Origin of the sequence: Chitinophaga eiseniae, from assembly GCF_012641265.1 — a bacterium.
Classification (GTDB): domain Bacteria; phylum Bacteroidota; class Bacteroidia; order Chitinophagales; family Chitinophagaceae; genus Chitinophaga; species Chitinophaga eiseniae_A.
The window spans coordinates 139777-157563 of record NZ_JABAHZ010000007.1 but is presented as its reverse complement, the minus strand read 5'-3'; the positions used below and the strand labels follow the sequence as shown (position 1 = coordinate 157563).

The following is a 17787-nucleotide window of genomic DNA, read 5'->3' as shown; positions in this document are numbered from 1 at the left end:
AAGTATAACTTTTTTTATTTCTGCAAAAAAAACTTGCGATAATTTTTAAATATCCTTTCAAATCAGCCGCCATGGCTCACCTGAAAATCACTGCATTTACCTTATCCGCTATCTGCGCGGGTTTTATCCACTCCATACAGGCATGATCCCCTCTGAAACAGGGTTTATTGCCAAATACAGAGCAAGGTCTACAAGCGAGGTCATCAATTTGTACAGCATGGGTGGCAGATTGCCCATATCCCATAAAACCGGCAAATGGGTGTGTAGCTCCCCAAATGGATACTGCGGGCACACCAAATAACGATGCCAGGTGCATATTGGCGGAGTCCATACTGATCATTACATCCAGCTGACTGATGATTGCCATTTCTTCTGCCAGTGAAAAGCGTCCTGCTACCACAATGGCGCCGGGCAGTTTCTCTGCTACGGCGGTCAGCTGCGCTACTTCCTGTGGCCCTCCCCCCATCAGCAACAGTTGTTGCCCGGGTTCCTGCGCCAATAACGCCAATGCTGCTTCCATTTTTTCCAGTGGGTACATTTTTTCGCGGTAAGTGGCAAAAGGAGCCACGCCTATCCACTTTTTACCGGCTTTGGCACCAGTCACCGCCAAAACGTTTTCAGGCAAAGAACGGGGCGGGAAAACGGGTTGTTGCCCCATTTGACAACGCAGTCCCAATTGACGGAAAACAATGGCATATCGCTCTATCGTAGTGGTCAACGGTTGCAGTACCTTATTTTCCTGCCGGGTGAGCGCCTTTTTCTCCGCACGTCCCTTGTCGATAACGGCGACCGGGGTACCCGTGAAACGGAAAAAGGTCCGGATAATCTTTGATCTCAGCACATGGTGCAGGTCGGCCACCGCATGAATGCGCCGCTGCTTCCTCACTTCCCGGAACAGGCGGTATAATCCCTTCACACCTTTATGAATTCCCTTCACATCTGCAGCGAAAAAGTGCAGGCGGGGTATACCCGCGCATAAAGCTCCCCAGTTCCGGTTGGTCACAAAAACAATCTCCACTTCCGGGTTCTCTTCCAGCACCTGTTTCATAACAGGGATGGTCATGGCCACATCTCCCATGGCCGACAACCGGGTAACCAGTATCGTTTTTACAGTGCCCAAATGATTGCGGATTTATTGTTCGGTTTTGTATAAAACGGGATTGAGAGAAGGATCATTATACATCTTCATCTGCTTATACACTTTCATAAATTTTCTACCTGCAGCAATATCCGCCAGCAACGCTTCAATAGCGGTAGCCAGGTCTTTTTGCTGTTCCAGTAAAATATTCAGTTTACGCTGGCAGGCTGCCCGGTGCTCAGGCGTAGCATCTGCACGGGTAGCTTCCTCCCGCATATGGTAGATCTTCAGTCCCAGGATAGACAAACGGTCTATTGCCCAGGCCGGACTTTCGGTATTAATACTGGCATCTGCCGCCGGCACTACCTCTTTATATTTATCCAGGAAATAGCTGTCTATATACTCCACCATATCCGTACGCTCCTGGTTAGAACGGTCAATCCAGCGCTTGAGCTCCAACGCAGCTACCGGGTCTATGTTCGGGTCCCGGATAATGTCTTCCAGGTGCCACTGTACTGTATCGATCCAGTTTTTCAGGAAAAGTAAATGCTCAATGCTGCTTTTTTCATACGGATTAGAAATAGCCTGATGCACATCATTGTGCTCATGATAGGCGGCGATACTCTGGTTAAATATCTTTATAGACAGTTCTGTAAACATGCCGCAAATGTACAAAAAACAGCCATTTTCAATAGCTGAAAGCAAAAAGCGCATGGTGGAAACCATACGCTTATTGTAAAAGATTGTCATGTGAATGTTCGAGAATGCAAATCGTGAAGGCTTTTAATGGTTATCTTGGGGTTGAGATGCCGTCAAGGTTATACCACCTTATTTCCTTTTTACCCTAAAAATGATGCGGTTACACACCATAGTTGGCAATAAATGTTTTTATAGTTATTTGTTGTTTTTTATTTGAATATCTTTTGAATGCAGTAAAAATCAACTACTCTAATGGCTATACTTTTATTGAGGGTTTGTAAATAATTGCTGTAATTGTTAACAAATTCCAGGTCACAAATTACAGGGTTCAAATCACAGACGTTTCATAAAATGGCGCAGCCTCTTGCTACATCTTTTTTATGGGATTCCTTCGCTAATGTTGACAATATCCTATGTTAAAAATATTCTCTAATAATTACCGGGTTTTCTAAATCGTCTAGGGTCCATTTTTCAGACATCACTATCGCCGTGTGTCTTAGTGCAAATTAAATGTGGCCACTGCAATACCGATTGCAGTGGCCACACTTTTTTATACAACGTTCGTGGTAAATCTCTGTTTTACTTGTCCATTTTAGCTCAATCAGCTCAAACTGCCTTTGCGCTGACGCGCCATAGCCAGGTAATACAGCGGAATACCCAACAAGATAATTCCAAGTCCAGGTAAGGTATAACTGGTTTCAAATACCAACAGCAACAATGCCAGCGAGGAAGCTACGATGATGTAAATCATCGGTAACACCGGGTATCCGAAAGCTTTATACGGACGGGCAGCTTCAGGGCGTTTCTTTCTTAAAATAAAAATACCCAGTATCGTCAGCACATAAAATATCAGTACGCCAAATATTACCAGCGCCAGCAAATCGTTGTAACGGCCTGTTAAACAAAGCAGCGAAGCCCAGGCACATTGGATCCATAACCCATGAGCAGGTACGCTGTACTTATTGAGCACGCCGGCCTGGCGGAAAAACAGCTTGTCTTCTGCCATCGTATAATAAATCCTGGCGCCTGATAATATCAGTCCATTATTACATCCAAAAGTAGAGACCATAATCATCACAGCGATGATAATAGCCCCGCTGGAACCAAATATTTTAGCCGCTGCAGCCACGCCCACACGGTCATTGGCAGCAAAGGCAATGTCATTCAGCGGTAACACCGCCAGGTACATCAGGTTGCAGCTCACATAAATAATCGTTACAATCAACGTTCCCAGGAACAATGAACGACCAATGTTTTTAGCCGGGTTCTTAATTTCCCCCGCAATAAAAGTCACGTTATTCCACGCATCGCTGGAAAACAGCGATCCCTTCATAGATACCGCAATAGCACCAAATAACGCCAGCCCCGACAACGCTGCGGTAATCACCTCTCCATTGGGTGAACTCACGGCGGTGGCATCCCAGGCATGTTGCCAGTTTGCCTGCCAGATTTCCTGTTTGGCGCCAATAGCAAATCCGAAAATAATCAACCCAAATAGCGACAACAGCTTCGCCAGCGTAAACACGGTTTGTATTACCTTGCCATGCTGTACGCCACGGGTATTGATAAACGTTAGTAAGATGATGGAGATAATAGCTACTATCTGCGCGGCAGAAATCTGTACAATACCAGCATCCAGCAGGATGTTTTTTTCACTGAACCCCGGAATCAGGTAGGCGGTAAACTTGGCAAAAGCCACTGCTACGGCGGCAATAGTACCTGTTTGGATCACGCCAAACTGCGTCCAGCCAAACAGAAAGGCTATAAACGGGTTGTATGCCTCCCGGAGATAAACATACTGGCCACCAGCCTTGGGATACATACCCGACAACTCTCCATAACTCAGGGCCGCAATAAGCGTTACCACTCCTGCCAGCACCCACATGGCAGTGATCCAGCCGGCGCCACCCACGCTACGGGCAATTTCTGCAGTTACAATAAAAATGCCGGAGCCTATCATGGAACCCGCCACAATCATGGTGGCATCCAATAAACTCAGCGATGGCTTGAACGATTTAGTCTGGTTGATTTCCATATGATGCACTATAAAAAATCCCGGCGCATAAAAACCGGGGAATAAGGTAGAATAAAATAGTTGTTTTACCGGCTTATACAGGGTTATACCTCATATATTCCTTCCTGCAATATAATAACATCTGCTGTTAACTGCTAACCTATTCCCTGATTTTCCCGGTATAACATAGCTGATATAAAAAATCCCGGCTCTTGACGAACCGGGATGATAAAAAGTTAGTTGACAGTATTCACTTATTTGGCAGGCGTTACATCCAGTGCATTCATGCCTTTAATAACATCTGCCGTTACATCATAGGCAGGATCTTTATACAGAATATTGCTGGCCGTGCTACGATAAGAGAATATAAATGCATAACGTTTGTCGGCATTGAAGGATTTCAGGAAAGCATCCAGTCTCTTCTGGAGTTCTTCGTTAAATTTAGTTTCCTGCTCTGTATAGGCAGCGCGTAAATTCTGCGCTTCCTGCTCCAGTTGCTGTTGTTTAGACATCAAACTACGCTGCGCGGTTTCTCCCTGCTCTTGTGTGAGGGTATTAGCTCTGCGCTGCAGGTCGGCATATTCGCTTTGTAAAGCGCGGGCCTTGCCTTGCAGCTGGTTGTCCATCTGTTGCTGTTTCTGCTCCAGTACCGCTCTTTTCTCTTTGAAATATTCAAAATGTGCTTCCAATGAATCCAGATCTACATACGCCATTTTGAAACCGCCCGCAGCAGCAGTATTGGTTCCTGCGGCAGGGGTGGCGGCTGGCGTAGTGCTGTTACCAGCTTTGTTTCCCTGGCAAGACATCAATAATCCGGCTGCTAATGCCGCTAATAATCCTTTGGTCACTAATTGTTTACGAGTGCGCATGTTAATAGGTGGATTTGCTTCTTTTAGTACATTTTTAAAAATGGAACGGCTAAAATAATGTTTTTACCGGATTTTCAAATTCCGGATACCTTTTTTTAGCTAGGTTTTAACTAATATCGCTACTTTACTTTATCCAACAGGATTTCGGGCTCATTGGTGGTAATAAAGTCGATACCATCCTTCAATAACGTATCCATTACTTCCGGATGATCTATTGTCCACGCATTGGTGGTTATTTTTTGCTGCCTGGCAGTGGCTATCAGCTGCGGATCTTTCTTAAATACCGCCTGGTTATAGTCCAGCCCCCAGATCCCATCAGCCTGTAATTCAGCAGGTGTTTTATCGCCATTCAGATAGGCAATCTTCGCCGTTGGCTCCAGTTGCTTCAGTTTCTTACAAATATTATAATCAAAACTGATATAAAACATCCAGGCCTGGGCCTTTTTGGCGCGAATCATCTCCACCGCTTTAGTGGCCAGCAATTCGCCCCTACCCGTTGCAGATGGTTTCAACTCCAGTACCAGCCTGGTTTTATGCTGTTCCATCACTGTATTGATATACTCTTCCAGGGTAGGAACCCGGTCGCCATTCTTTAACTGTACTGTCTGTAAATCAGCCAGGGTAGACGCTTCTACCTTCTTCCCTCCTATTTCCGGATCGTGGGATATCACCAGCTGGTCGTCGGAAGACAACCACACGTCAAACTCAGATCCTTCACAACCCAGTTTAATAGCATCTTTCAGAGAAGTAATACTATTCTGGCTGCCTTCATGATGTTTCCAGGCGCCACGGTGCGCTACTACCTTGTTACGGATAAACTGGTCAGCCACCAGCAGAAAATCAGCAGTATCTGCTCCCGCTTTAATCTTCACCGGGTAAACGGCCTTACCGGAAGCATCCACGGCGGCCTTCTTCTTAAGCTGTAACAGCCCATTGTTGATGGTAAACAGCCCCGATTTGTCTTCCAATAAGGTAGCAGGACCAATATTACCTTGCTTATCATAAATCTTTCCTATAACGGCCTGTTTTTGCTTTACCGGAATCGTGTAGGCATCGAGGTAAGGACCGGCTGCCTGTTGTGCCTGCGCCCCAGCCCCCATAAAGGCGATTCCAGCCATAAGCAATACTTTTTTGCAATTGTTCATGTTATTGGCGTTTTCTCTAAAATAACGTGCAATTTATCTATTTCCATCCCCGGACAGGGAAATAGGGTATTAAATTAAAATAAAGCTTTAATAATAATACATAAAAAACGAGGAAGTATTCATTTGAAATACTTCCTCGCGCTATTTCGATAACCGGAGCCGGCTATTAATTATTATTTACCTGCAATACATCCATTTTCGTTGAATCCAGCGGATACCCGGCCGTAATCAACGTGTATACCTTCCCGGTTTGTGCCGGCAGCTTGTACGACTTTAGTACCTTCAGGGAATCTGTCCACCGGAAATTAATTGTATAGGTGCTGTCGCCCGTTATGGGGGCGAAATCCGTTTGCGATGGGAATCCAAGGCCCCGGAAAAAACGGGGGAAAGTATCCGAATAAACATCTATTCCCAATGGCGTTCCGTTAGGTTTGAATCCCTGGCTCAAATCAATCACCCTGAATTTAGCCTGGTTGGCCTGCACCGTCAGGTCATCCTCTGTAATAATCAGCATTAATCCCCGTTTGGTGGTATCAACTCCCAGGAAAGCCGTGTAATAACGATTGTTTCTTAAAAAGATCTGTTGATTATATAATATGTTGCCGGGGTTACCTGCAGTGGTAATAATCAGGTTATATTTTTGTGCCCGGAAAGATTTATACCCGGTGCTGGTTTTGTAAGGTACATTACTGGCAAAGTCAATACTATCCAGCTTTACATTAAACAACGTGTCAGGTATCTGTGCAGCATTAACAAACATCAGGCTGCCATGCGTATCTGGTACGGCACTATCGCTGTTCTTCTTACAAGCCCCCAGCAACACCAGCCCAATAATTATAGGAATGATCAGGTATTTCATGAAATCCACTTCGTTTTACAACGTCAAAAATAGGTTTTAATTGGTTTTTAATAATCCCCCATTAAACAAATATTATCCAGCGCCGTCTATTCTTTACAAACAAATTAATTATCATATATTAAAACCTACAACAATTATGAAAATCACTACTGTCCTTGTACCCGCGCTTGTCTTAGGATTGACTTCCTTTACCACACAAGCCCAGCACCGTGTAAAACATGATAGAATCGATATTCACCACGACCGGAAAGACATTCAGCACGACAACAACGATATCAACAATTCAAAAAAGGATATCCGGCACGATCGTAACGAGGTAAAGCAAGACAACAACGATATCCATCGCGATAAAAAAGATATCAACAACGACCGTAAAGACCTCCACCACGACTACAACGATGCCCGTAAAGACAGGCATGACATCGCAAAAGACCAGAAAAAAGGAGATACCAAAGACCTGGCAAAAGATAAGGCAGACCTGAAAAACGATTACAACGACATCCATCACGATAAAAAAGACCTATCACGCGATGGTAAAGATCTGACGGCCGACAGAAAGGATAGAAATCGCGATAACAAAGACATTCAACAGGATAAACACCAACTGAACCGGGAAAGAAAAGATAAACAGCATGATGTAAAAGACCTGCAGCACGATAAGAAAGACCTGCAAAAGGATCAGAAAAATTCATAACAAAACGCTGGCAAGCAATCATCATCCATTTCATCCCCTTTTCTTAACATCCTGATGGCTGGCCCCAAATAAATGACAGGTGTCTCGAAAGTAATTTTGAGGCGCCTGTTCCATTTTATCCAGTCACTATCAGGCATAAAAAAGAGGGAGTTTCATATAGAAACTCCCTCTTTACTATTTCGTGAAATGCTTTGCAGCACTATTCTTCTTCATCAAACTGGAACACTTCCTTAGAAGAGGCCAGGATATCGTATTCTTCCTTAGAACCTACGATCATGTTTTCGAATTCACGTAAACCAGTACCGGCCGGGATCAGGTGCCCTGTGATCACATTCTCCTTCAGACCCATCATATCATCGGTTTTACCGTTGATAGCTGCCTGAGACAGTACTTTGGTGGTTTCCTGGAAGGACGCAGCGGAGATCCAGCTACGGGTACCCAGTGACGCCTTGGTGATACCTTGCAGTAATGGACTGGAAGTAGCCGGCTGTGCATCGCGGAATTCTACCAGTTTCTTATCTGCACGACGCAGTAAGGAGTTTTCTTCGCGAACCTGACGGAGGGTTACTATCTGACCTGCTTTCAGGTTAGTAGATTCACCTGCTTCAGTTACCACCTTCTTGTCGAAGATCATATCGTTTTCTTCGAAGAAATCGAACCTGTCTTCTGTATCGCCCTCGAGGAAGCGGGTATCACCCGGATCTTCGATGTTTACTTTACGCATCATCTGGCGAACAATCACCTCAATGTGTTTGTCGTTGATCTTCACACCCTGTAAACGGTATACTTCCTGGATTTCATTTACCAGGTATTCCTGTACAGCAAACGGTCCTTTGATAGACAGGATGTCGGCAGGCGTAGTAGAACCATCGGAGAGAGAAGTACCAGCCTTCACGAAGTCACCATCCTGTACCAGGATATGACGGGTTAATGGCACCAGGTATTTCTTGATCTGACTTTCACGGCTTTCGATGATGATTTCGCGGTTACCACGTTTGATGTTGCCAAATGCTACCACACCATCAATTTCAGAAACGATAGCTGGGTTGCTTGGGTTACGGGCTTCAAAGAGCTCGGTTACACGTGGCAGACCACCCGTGATATCTCGCAGTTTACCGATAACACGTGGGATCTTCACAATTACCTGACCTGCTCTCACCTTGTCACCTTCAGAGATAACGATATGAGAACCTACTGGTAAGTTGTAAGATTTCACCTCCTTGTTACCTTCTACCAGGATAGACGGAATCTTATTTTTGTCTTTCGTTTCAATTACTACTTTCTCACGGTGTCCTGTTTGCTCATCTGCTTCTTCACGGAAGGTAATACCTTCAATGATGCTGTCGAAACGAATGCTACCAGGTATTTCAGACACGATAACGGCGTTGAACGGATCCCATGTACAGATCATTTCACCTTTCGCTACTTTCTGTCCGTCTTTTACCAACAGGGTAGAACCGTAAGGAATATTGTTGGTTACCAGCAGACGGTCGTTTTTCACGTCCATGATACGCAACTCACCGGTACGACCGATAACCACCTGTACTTTTTCACCTTCGTTGTTTTCGTAGGTGGTAGTACGTAAGCCATCGAATTGTACAGTACCGTCAAACTTAGCTGGCATACCGGATTCAACAGAAGTAGAACCGGCCACACCACCCACGTGGAAGGTACGCAGTGTCAACTGTGTACCAGGCTCACCGATTGACTGGGCAGCGATGATACCTACTGCATCACCTCTCTGCGCCGTGTAACCACTGGCCAGGTTTTTACCGTAACATTTTACGCACACACCACGACGGCTTTCGCAAGTCAGTACGGAGCGGATTTCTACGGTTTCAATCGCACTCTCTTCAATTCTGTGCGCAATTTCTTCAGTGATTTCGGCACCAGCAGCAACGATCAGTTCCTCGTCGTTATGAGGATCAAATACATCGTGCAGGGAAGTACGTCCCAGGATACGGTCGTACAGTGTTTCGATCACTTCTTCATTGTCTTTCAATGCGGAAGTAGCAATACCACGGAGTGTACCGCAATCCTCTTCATTGATTACCACATCCTGCGCAACGTCTACCAGACGACGGGTCAGGTAACCCGCATCCGCTGTTTTCAACGCCGTATCCGCGAGACCCTTACGGGCACCGTGCGTAGAGATGAAGTATTCCAATACGTTCAAACCATCTTTAAAGTTGGACAATACCGGGTTCTCGATGATCTCAGAACCAGTAGATCCACTCTTACGTGGCTTAGCCATCAGACCTCTGATACCAGCCAGCTGTTTAATCTGCTGTTTGGAACCACGCGCACCGGAATCCAACATCATGTATACAGAGTTGAATCCTTGCTTGTCTGTTGCCAGCTCACGGATCAGGGTTTCTGTCACCTTCGTATCCACACGTGACCAGATATCGATGATCTGGTTGTAACGTTCGTTGTTGGTGATCAGACCCATGTTATAGTTATCCCAAACTTCTTCTACTTCACCGGCTGCACCATCAATCATGTCCTGCTTAACATCCGGGATGATCAGGTCATTAATGTTAAATGACAGACCACCGCGGAACGCCATGCGGAAACCTAATTGTTTGATGTCATCCAGGAACTTGGCAGTTGCAGGGATATTGGTAGCTTTAATGATATCACCGATGATTTCACGCAGTGATTTTTTGGTCAGCAAGGCGTTTACATAACCGGCAGCTTTAGGTACGAACTGGTTGAACAGTACGCGACCTACGGTTGTTTCGATCAGTTTTTTCTCCAGCTCACCGTTTGCATTTCTTACATCAGCTTTAACACGGATGTGAGCATGCAGGTCGATGCGGTCTTCATTCAGCGCAATGATCACTTCTTCAGCAGAGTAGAAAGCTTTACCTTCTCCCCTTACCACTACATCTCCCATTGTTTTCTTACCCTTGGTAATGTAATACAGACCAAGCACCATGTCCTGTGAAGGCAGGGTGATAGGCGTACCATTCTGCGGGTTGAGGATGTTGTGAGAAGACAGCATGAGCAGTTGGGCCTCCAGGATCGCAGCATTGCTCAAAGGCACGTGTACCGCCATCTGGTCACCATCGAAATCGGCGTTGAACGCAGAACACACGAGCGGGTGCAGCTGTATCGCTTTACCTTCCACCAGTTTAGGCTGGAATGCCTGGATAGACAAACGGTGCAGGGTCGGAGCACGGTTTAACATTACCGGGTGACCTTTCAGTACGTTTTCCAGGATATCCCAAACCACCGCTTCTTTACGATCCACCAGCTTCTTCGCTGATTTCACGGTTTTAACGATACCTCTTTCGATCAGCTTACGGATAATAAACGGTTTGAATAACTCAGCCGCCATATCCTTGGGCAAACCACATTCATGCAGTTTCAGTTCAGGACCTACCACGATTACAGAACGTCCGGAATAATCCACACGTTTACCGAGCAAGTTTTGACGGAAACGACCTTGTTTACCTTTCAGTACGTCTGACAGGGATTTCAGTGCACGACCACCTTCCGCTTTTACCGCGTTGGATTTACGGGAGTTGTCGAACAGGGAATCCACTGCTTCCTGTAACATACGTTTTTCGTTACGAAGGATCACCTCAGGCGCCTTAATTTCGATCAAACGTTTCAGACGGTTGTTACGGATAATTACCCTGCGGTAAAGGTCGTTCAGGTCGGAAGACGCAAAACGGCCACCATCCAAAGGAACTAACGGACGCAGTTCTGGTGGTACCACAGGAATATATTGCATAACCATCCATTCAGGACGGTTTTCTACACGACCATTGGCTTCACGGAAAGCTTCCACTACACTCAAACGTTTCAGCGCTTCCGCTTTACGTTGCTGGGAAGTTTCAGTTGCCGCCTGGTTACGCAGCTGGTAAGAAAGGCCGTCCAGGTCAATCCGGGCCAGCATCATTTCTACGGCTTCCGCTCCCATCTTGGCAATAAACTTGTTAGGATCTTCATCCGGTAACAGCTGATTGTCTTTTGGTAACGTATCCAGGATATCCAGGTATTCTTCTTCTGTGAGCAAGTCACCGTAGTTCATACCTTTCTCCTGTTTCATACCCGCCTGGATGATCACATACCTTTCATAGTACACGATAGTTTCCAGTTTCTTGGAAGACATACCGAGCAGGTAACCAATCTTATTAGGCAGGGATTTGAAATACCATATATGTACAACGGGCACCACTAAACGAATGTGTCCCATTCTCTCACGACGTACTTTCTTCTCCGTTACCTCTACACCGCAGCGATCACACACAATACCCTTATAACGGATACGCTTATATTTTCCGCAATAGCACTCGTAATCCTTTACAGGACCGAATATTCTTTCGCAGAACAAACCATCACGTTCCGGCTTGTAAGTACGGTAGTTGATGGTTTCAGGTTTCAGCACTTCACCGTATGAACGCTCCAGAATAACATCCGGAGAAGCCAGACTGATGGTAATGCTGTTAAAATTTGATTTAGGACGATTTTCTTTCTTGATAGCCATCTGTAATTAGCTTTTAGCTGTTAGCCGTTGGTGATAAGCCAGCGACAAAAATTTTATTCCTGCGAAATATCCAAGCTATCAGCCACTAGCAGTGCTGCTAATGGCTGGTAGCTAAAAGCTCTTAGTCAAATTTCAGATCCAGACCCAGACCACGCAATTCATGAATCAATACGTTGAAGGATTCAGGTACACCCGCTTTCGGAATGTTGTCACCTTTCACGATAGACTCATACGCCTTGGCACGACCTACGATATCATCTGATTTAATAGTAAGCAGTTCCTGCAGGATGTTGGATGCACCATATGCTTCCAGTGCCCACACTTCCATCTCACCAAAACGCTGACCACCAAACTGGGCTTTACCACCCAGCGGCTGTTGGGTAATGAGACTGTACGGTCCGATAGAACGGGCGTGCATCTTATCATCCACCATGTGGCTCAGTTTAAGCATATAGATAACACCCACGGTTGCTTTCTGGTGGAAACGATCTCCCGTTTCACCATCATGCAGGTACGCGTGACCAAAGCTGGGCAATCCAGCTTCGCTGATATAAGCAGCAATTTCTTCGGTAGTAGCACCATCAAAAATCGGCGTAGCAAAACGTACTCCCAGTTTCAGACCAGCCCAACCTAATACGGTTTCGTAGATCTGTCCAAGGTTCATACGGGAAGGTACCCCGAGTGGGTTCAGTACAATATCCAGTGGTGTACCGTCTTCCAGGAATGGCATGTCTTCATCACGCACAATCTTGGCAACGATACCCTTGTTACCGTGACGTCCCGCCATCTTATCACCTACTTTCAACTTACGCTTGCTGGCCAGGTAAACCTTCGCCAGTTTCAATACGCCCGCTGGCAGCTCATCACCGATAGAGATGTTGAACTTCTCACGTTTGTAACGACCCAGCTCTTCGTTGAACTTGATGTTATAGTTGTGCAAGAGGGTATTGATCTGATCATTCACCACTTCGTCTGTTGTCCAGCCCAGTGGGTTTACGTTCATGAAATCAATATTTACCAGGTTCTTCGGAGAGAACTTGGAACCCTTAGAGATCAATACTTCACCGTAAGTGTTGGTAATACCCTGAGAGGTTTTATCCTTCAGTAATACCAGCAACTTGCTCATCAGCACTTCCAGCAGGTCTTCAGCGTTCTTCTGGTGAATTTTCTCCAGTTTCTCGATCGCTGCTTTCTCACGGGTCTTGGAATTCTTATCTTTCTTAGCGCGGCTAAACAGTTTTTTGTCGATTACCACACCTTCTGTTGATGGAGGTGCTTTCAGCGACGCATCTTTCGCATCAGAAGCTTTATCACCGAAGATCGCTCTCAGGAGTTTTTCTTCAGGAGAAGGATCAGATTCACCACGCGGAGTAATTTTACCGATCAGGATATCACCTTCCTTGATGTGCGCACCAACACGGATAATACCGTTCTGGTCGAGGTCCTTGGTAGCCTCTTCACTCACGTTAGGAATATCCGGTGTCAGCTCTTCTTCACCCAGTTTGGTATCGCGAACTTCCAGCTCATATTCATCAATGTGGATGGAAGTAAAGAGGTCTTCACGTGCAACACGCTCAGAAATTACGATCGCATCCTCAAAGTTGTAACCTTTCCATGGCATGAACGCTACCTTCAGGTTGCGTCCCAGCGCCAGTTCACCACCGCGGGTAGCGTAACCTTCTGTGAGGAAGTCGCCATCTTTCACGCGCTGACCTTTCTTCACACAAGGTCTGAGGTTGATACAGGTGCTTTGGTTGGTTTTAACGAATTTAGTCAGCGTGTAAACGAGCAGATCGTCTTCAAAGCTCACCAGTTTCTGCATTTCATCACGCTCGTAACGAACATGAATTTCGTTTGCATCCACAAATTCTACCACACCGTTACCATCTGCGGTAATCTGCAAACGGGAGTCACGTGCAGCCTTGCCTTCCAGACCGGTACCTACGATAGGTACTTCAGGATTCAGCAATGGTACTGCCTGACGTTGCATGTTTGATCCCATCAACGCACGGTTGGCATCATCATGTTCCAGGAACGGAATCAGGGAGGCGCTCAAACCTACGATCTGGTTAGGTGCCACGTCCATGAACTCCACTTCATCTCTGTCGAGAATCGGGAAGTCGCCGGTTTCGCGGGATTTCACCTTATCATTTACGAAATTGCCTTTATCATCCAGTGGGGCGTTTGCCTGCGCAATCTTCACAGAATCTTCCTCTTCAGCGCTCAGGAACTCCACTTTATGCATATCTACTTTACCACTGTTTACTTTGCGGTAAGGCGTTTCAATGAAGCCCATTTCATTCACCTTCGCGTGTACGCAGAGGGTAGAAATCAGACCGATGTTTGGTCCTTCTGGTGTTTCAATGGTACACAAACGGCCATAGTGGCTGTAGTGAACGTCACGCACCTCAAAGCCTGCTCTTTCACGACTCAAACCACCGGGTCCGAGAGCGGAGATACGGCGTTTGTGGGTGATTTCAGACAGCGGGTTTGTTTGATCCAGGAACTGTGACAACTGAGAAGTACCAAAGAAGGAGTTGATAACAGAAGACAAAGTCCTCGCGTTAATCAGGTCTACCGGAGTAAATACCTCGTTATCACGAACGTTCATTCTTTCACGGATGGTACGGGCCATACGTGCCAGACCAACACCAAACTGAGCATATAACTGCTCGCCTACAGTACGCACACGACGGTTAGACAGGTGATCGATATCATCGATTTCCGCCTTACCGTTAGTCAGCTGTACCAGGTACTTGATGATGGAGATGATGTCATCCTTCGTTAACACTTTCATGTCTAACGGAGTAGGAAGACCTAATTTTCTGTTGATCTTATAACGACCTACGTCACCGAGATCGTAACGTTTGTCGGAGAAGAACAGTTTATCGATGATACCCCTTGCTGTTTCATCATCCGGCGCATCGGCACCGCGCAGTTGGCGGTAGATGTGCTGAACGGCTTCCAGCTCGGAGTTAGATGTATCCTTATTTAATGTATTGTAGATGATGGAGAAATCACCGCTCACCTCTTCCTTCTGAACGAAAACGCTCTTCAATCCCATGTCTACGATGGTCTCGATGTTCGCTTCATCCAGGATGCTATCACGCTCGAGCATAATTTCGTTACGCTCAATGCTCACCACTTCACCGGTATCTTCATCCACAAAGTCTTCTACCCAGCTTCTTAAAACACGGGCAGCCAGCTTTTTGCCGGCATATTTATCAAGACTCTTTTTGTCTGCTTTTACTTCATCTGCCATGCCAAACAGCTGCAGAATATCCTTATCTGTTTCATAGCCGATGGCACGTAACAGTGTGGTAACCGGGAATTTCTTCTTACGGTCGATGTAAGCGTACATCACGTTGTTGATGTCAGTTGCAAACTCCATCCACGCGCCCTTGAACGGAATCACCCTTGCAGAGTAGATTTTAGTACCGTTCGGATGTACAGATTGACCAAAGAAAACACCAGGTGAACGATGCAGTTGGGATACAACTACGCGTTCAGCACCATTAATAACGAAAGTACCTCTGGGAGTCATGTACGGAATGTTCCCTAGGAACACATCCTGCACAATTGTCTGGAAATCCACATGCTCCTCATCATTACAGCTGAGGCGGAGTTTCGCTTTCAACGGTACGGAATAAGTAAGCCCACGCTCAATACACTCCTCAATAGTATAACGTGGAGGATCCACGAAATAATCGAGGAATTCCAGATTAAAGATATTTCTGGTATCTGTAATCGGGAAGTTCTCTTTAAATACTTTAAAAAGGCCTTCGTTGTTTCGCTTGTCTGGTGTGGTTTCTAATTGGAAGAAATCCTTGAAAGATTGGATTTGGATAGCCAACAGATCCGGTGTCTCAGTAACTTGTTTGATCTTTCCAAAATTTACTCTTTCGTTTGTTTGGGCTTTTTTTAGAGACATATTCGAAGTTAGCAGTTATATGACTTGTAAGAATTAGGGAAATTAAGATTTCTTTGCCAATACCATCCCAATTTATTTATGCCTTCTGCACGTGGTCAAAGTCACTTAACGTGATTCCCCGTTTTGACTCTCTGAAAAAGACACTTTCCCAAAGGGAATAAGGCCAAAAGTGCAAAAGCACTTTTGACCTTTAAAAGATGTATACTTAAGCAAAGAATTACTGAATTTCAACTTCAGCACCAGCTTCAGTCAGCTTAGCTTTCAGGTCTTCAGCCTCAGCTTTGCTTACGCCTTCTTTCAGAGCTTTAGGCGCGCCGTCAACCAGTTCTTTCGCTTCTTTCAGACCTAAGCCGGTCAGGTCTTTAACGACCTTAACAACGTTCAGTTTGCTAGCACCTGCAGATTTCAGGATTACGTTGAAAGCAGTCTTTTCTTCAACTGCTGCTGCACCTTCACCTGGAGCTGCAACTACTACTGCTGCTGCTGCTGGTTCGATACCGTAGTCAGCTTTCAGAACATCTGCCAGTTCTTGTACTTCCTTAACAGTTAAACCTACTAATTGTTCAGCTAATGCTTTTACGTCTGCCATTTTATAATGTTTTAATGTAATGTTTGTAAAATGTTGTTAGTTATATTGTGACTTGGAAGCCAATGTTATATACGGATAGCGGGTAGCTATTCGTACTATTCTGCTGCTGGTGCTTCCACTGCAGCTTCTTCTTTGTTGCCTTTCTCCAGCAAAGCAGCGATAACGCGTTTTGCAGGGGATTGCAACAGACCAACGATTTCGCCGATGAGCTCGTTCTTGGTCTTGATGTTGGTCAGCGCTTTCAGCTGGTTGTCGCCTACGAATACTTCGTCAGCAACGAAAGCAGCTTTCAGTACTGGTTTTTCCAGTTTACCGTTAGCCTTACGGAAAGAAGAGATGATCAATGCCGGCTCTTTAGGGCTGTCAGAGAACATCAGCGCAGTTACGCCATGCAGACTGTCATAAACACCTGCATACTTTTCGCTGTCCAGAGATTCCAGTGCCTTACGGATCAGGGTGTTCTTAGCCACCTTCATTTCCACTTTCTTGTCAAAGCAAACCTTCCTCAGATCATTTACCTGCGCAACCGTTAAGGACTCAGTGTTAGTGATATAGAAGTTGCTGTATTGAGAGAACTTGCCTTTCAGCAGTTCAATCACTTCATTTTTTTGATCTTTATTCATATTAAAACGTTTGTAGCAAGCCCCATCTTCACAGATAACGGCTACAACTCGTGATCAATTTAGTTTTGAACAGATTTAGTATCGATAACAATACCAGGACTCATGGTGCTTGCCATAGACAGCCCTTTCAGGTAAGTACCTTTTGCAGTAGCTGGTTTCAGCTTGATAATAGCATTGATCAGCTCCAGGGAGTTCTGTTCAATTTTATCAGATGCGAAAGATACACGACCGATAGAAGCGTGGATGATACCAGCTTTATCTACCTTAAAGGTGATTTTACCGCCTTTAACATCGTTTACTGCAGCTGCAACATCGTTAGTAACAGTACCGGTCTTAGGGTTCGGCATCAGGTTACGAGGACCTAAGATCTTACCCAGTTTACCGATTTTCGGCATTACAGCAGGAGTAGCTACGATTACATCTACATCAGTCCAACCAGCTTCGATCTTCTGGATAAATTCATCCAGACCTACGAAGTCAGCACCTGCTTCTTTTGCAGCAGCTTCTTTATCAGGTGTGCAAAGCACTAAAACCTTCTTGGTTTTACCGGTACCGTGTGGAAGCGTAACGGAACCACGGATAGCCTGGTCTGCTTTCTTAGGATCAACGCCTAAGCGGATATGTAAATCGACAGAACTGTCGAATTTAGTACAGTTAATATCTTTAACTAAGCTGGAGGCTTCTTTCAGGCTATACACCTTATTTTTTTCCACCTTCGTGTCAGCTACTTTTCTCTTTTTAGTTGCCATTTGTCAAAATGATTTTAAGTCCTGCCTCAACAGGGTGAA

At 45.4% G+C, this 17787-nt stretch carries 12 protein-coding genes; 1 reads left to right on the top strand and 11 read right to left on the bottom strand.

Annotated elements, in window-relative coordinates:
- Nucleotides 1-76: 76 nt before the first annotated feature.
- The 6 genes from HGH91_RS24985 to HGH91_RS24960 form a co-directional block, all read right to left on the bottom strand.
- Nucleotides 77-1120, bottom strand: a complete 1044-nt coding sequence (locus HGH91_RS24985) for a glycosyltransferase family 9 protein (RefSeq protein WP_211092417.1) — start codon at nucleotides 1118-1120, stop codon at nucleotides 77-79.
- 12 nt (nucleotides 1121-1132) lie between these two features.
- Nucleotides 1133-1738, bottom strand: a complete 606-nt coding sequence (locus HGH91_RS24980; RefSeq protein WP_168741616.1) for a DUF4254 domain-containing protein — start codon at nucleotides 1736-1738, stop codon at nucleotides 1133-1135.
- A 640-nt stretch (nucleotides 1739-2378) separates the two neighbouring features.
- On the bottom strand, nucleotides 2379-3812 hold the full coding sequence (locus HGH91_RS24975; RefSeq protein WP_168741615.1) for an APC family permease: 1434 nt from the start codon (nucleotides 3810-3812) through the stop codon (nucleotides 2379-2381).
- 233 nt (nucleotides 3813-4045) lie between these two features.
- Complete coding sequence (locus HGH91_RS24970; protein ID WP_168741614.1) at nucleotides 4046-4660, bottom strand: OmpH family outer membrane protein; 615 nt, start codon at nucleotides 4658-4660, stop codon at nucleotides 4046-4048.
- A gap of 119 nt (nucleotides 4661-4779) precedes the next feature.
- A complete protein-coding gene (locus tag HGH91_RS24965; protein ID WP_211092416.1) occupies nucleotides 4780-5805 on the bottom strand; it encodes a glycerophosphodiester phosphodiesterase in 1026 nt (341 codons plus the stop codon).
- Between the two features lie 166 nt (nucleotides 5806-5971).
- Nucleotides 5972-6664 (bottom strand): DUF4397 domain-containing protein, encoded by a 693-nt coding sequence (locus HGH91_RS24960; RefSeq protein ID WP_168741612.1) that lies wholly within the window; start codon nucleotides 6662-6664, stop codon nucleotides 5972-5974.
- A 136-nt stretch (nucleotides 6665-6800) separates the two neighbouring features.
- Here HGH91_RS24960 and HGH91_RS24955 point away from each other — a divergent pair, with 136 nt between their 5' ends.
- Entirely contained in the window at nucleotides 6801-7358 is a 558-nt protein-coding gene (locus HGH91_RS24955; RefSeq protein ID WP_168741611.1) for a hypothetical protein, read from the top strand.
- A gap of 199 nt (nucleotides 7359-7557) precedes the next feature.
- Here HGH91_RS24955 and rpoC read toward each other — a convergent pair whose 3' ends face one another.
- From rpoC to rplA, 5 genes are all read right to left on the bottom strand, one after another.
- Nucleotides 7558-11856 carry a DNA-directed RNA polymerase subunit beta' gene (gene rpoC / locus HGH91_RS24950; RefSeq protein ID WP_168741610.1) on the bottom strand — a complete coding sequence of 1433 codons (4299 nt, stop codon included), beginning with the start codon at nucleotides 11854-11856 and terminating at the stop codon, nucleotides 7558-7560.
- Nucleotides 11857-11977: 121 nt separating this feature from the next.
- A complete protein-coding gene (gene rpoB / locus HGH91_RS24945) occupies nucleotides 11978-15787 on the bottom strand; it encodes a DNA-directed RNA polymerase subunit beta (protein ID WP_168741609.1) in 3810 nt (1269 codons plus the stop codon).
- Nucleotides 15788-16004: 217 nt separating this feature from the next.
- Nucleotides 16005-16376: a 50S ribosomal protein L7/L12 gene (gene rplL, locus HGH91_RS24940; protein ID WP_168741608.1), complete on the bottom strand. Its 372-nt coding sequence runs from the start codon at nucleotides 16374-16376 to the stop codon at nucleotides 16005-16007.
- Between the two features lie 95 nt (nucleotides 16377-16471).
- Nucleotides 16472-16999, bottom strand: a complete 528-nt coding sequence (gene rplJ / locus HGH91_RS24935) for a 50S ribosomal protein L10 (RefSeq protein WP_168741607.1) — start codon at nucleotides 16997-16999, stop codon at nucleotides 16472-16474.
- Nucleotides 17000-17058: 59 nt separating this feature from the next.
- Nucleotides 17059-17748, bottom strand: a complete 690-nt coding sequence (gene rplA / locus HGH91_RS24930) for a 50S ribosomal protein L1 (protein WP_168741606.1) — start codon at nucleotides 17746-17748, stop codon at nucleotides 17059-17061.
- Between the last annotated feature and the right edge of the window lie 39 nt (nucleotides 17749-17787).

What these genes read in the sequence shown, in the direction of transcription:
- HGH91_RS24975 (WP_168741615.1), bottom strand. Translation starts at nt 3,812, where the DNA reads ATGGAAATCAACCAGACTAAATCGTTCAAGCCATCGCTGAGTTTATTG.
- rpoB (WP_168741609.1), bottom strand. Translation starts at nt 15,787, where the DNA reads ATGTCTCTAAAAAAAGCCCAAACAAACGAAAGAGTAAATTTTGGAAAG.
- rplA (WP_168741606.1), bottom strand. Translation starts at nt 17,748, where the DNA reads ATGGCAACTAAAAAGAGAAAAGTAGCTGACACGAAGGTGGAAAAAAAT.
- HGH91_RS24980 (WP_168741616.1), bottom strand. Translation starts at nt 1,738, where the DNA reads ATGTTTACAGAACTGTCTATAAAGATATTTAACCAGAGTATCGCCGCC.
- HGH91_RS24955 (WP_168741611.1), top strand. Translation starts at nt 6,801, where the DNA reads ATGAAAATCACTACTGTCCTTGTACCCGCGCTTGTCTTAGGATTGACT.
- rpoC (WP_168741610.1), bottom strand. Translation starts at nt 11,856, where the DNA reads ATGGCTATCAAGAAAGAAAATCGTCCTAAATCAAATTTTAACAGCATT.
- HGH91_RS24960 (WP_168741612.1), bottom strand. Translation starts at nt 6,664, where the DNA reads ATGAAATACCTGATCATTCCTATAATTATTGGGCTGGTGTTGCTGGGG.
- rplJ (WP_168741607.1), bottom strand. Translation starts at nt 16,999, where the DNA reads ATGAATAAAGATCAAAAAAATGAAGTGATTGAACTGCTGAAAGGCAAG.
- rplL (WP_168741608.1), bottom strand. Translation starts at nt 16,376, where the DNA reads ATGGCAGACGTAAAAGCATTAGCTGAACAATTAGTAGGTTTAACTGTT.
- HGH91_RS24970 (WP_168741614.1), bottom strand. Translation starts at nt 4,660, where the DNA reads ATGCGCACTCGTAAACAATTAGTGACCAAAGGATTATTAGCGGCATTA.
- HGH91_RS24965 (WP_211092416.1), bottom strand. Translation starts at nt 5,805, where the DNA reads ATGAACAATTGCAAAAAAGTATTGCTTATGGCTGGAATCGCCTTTATG.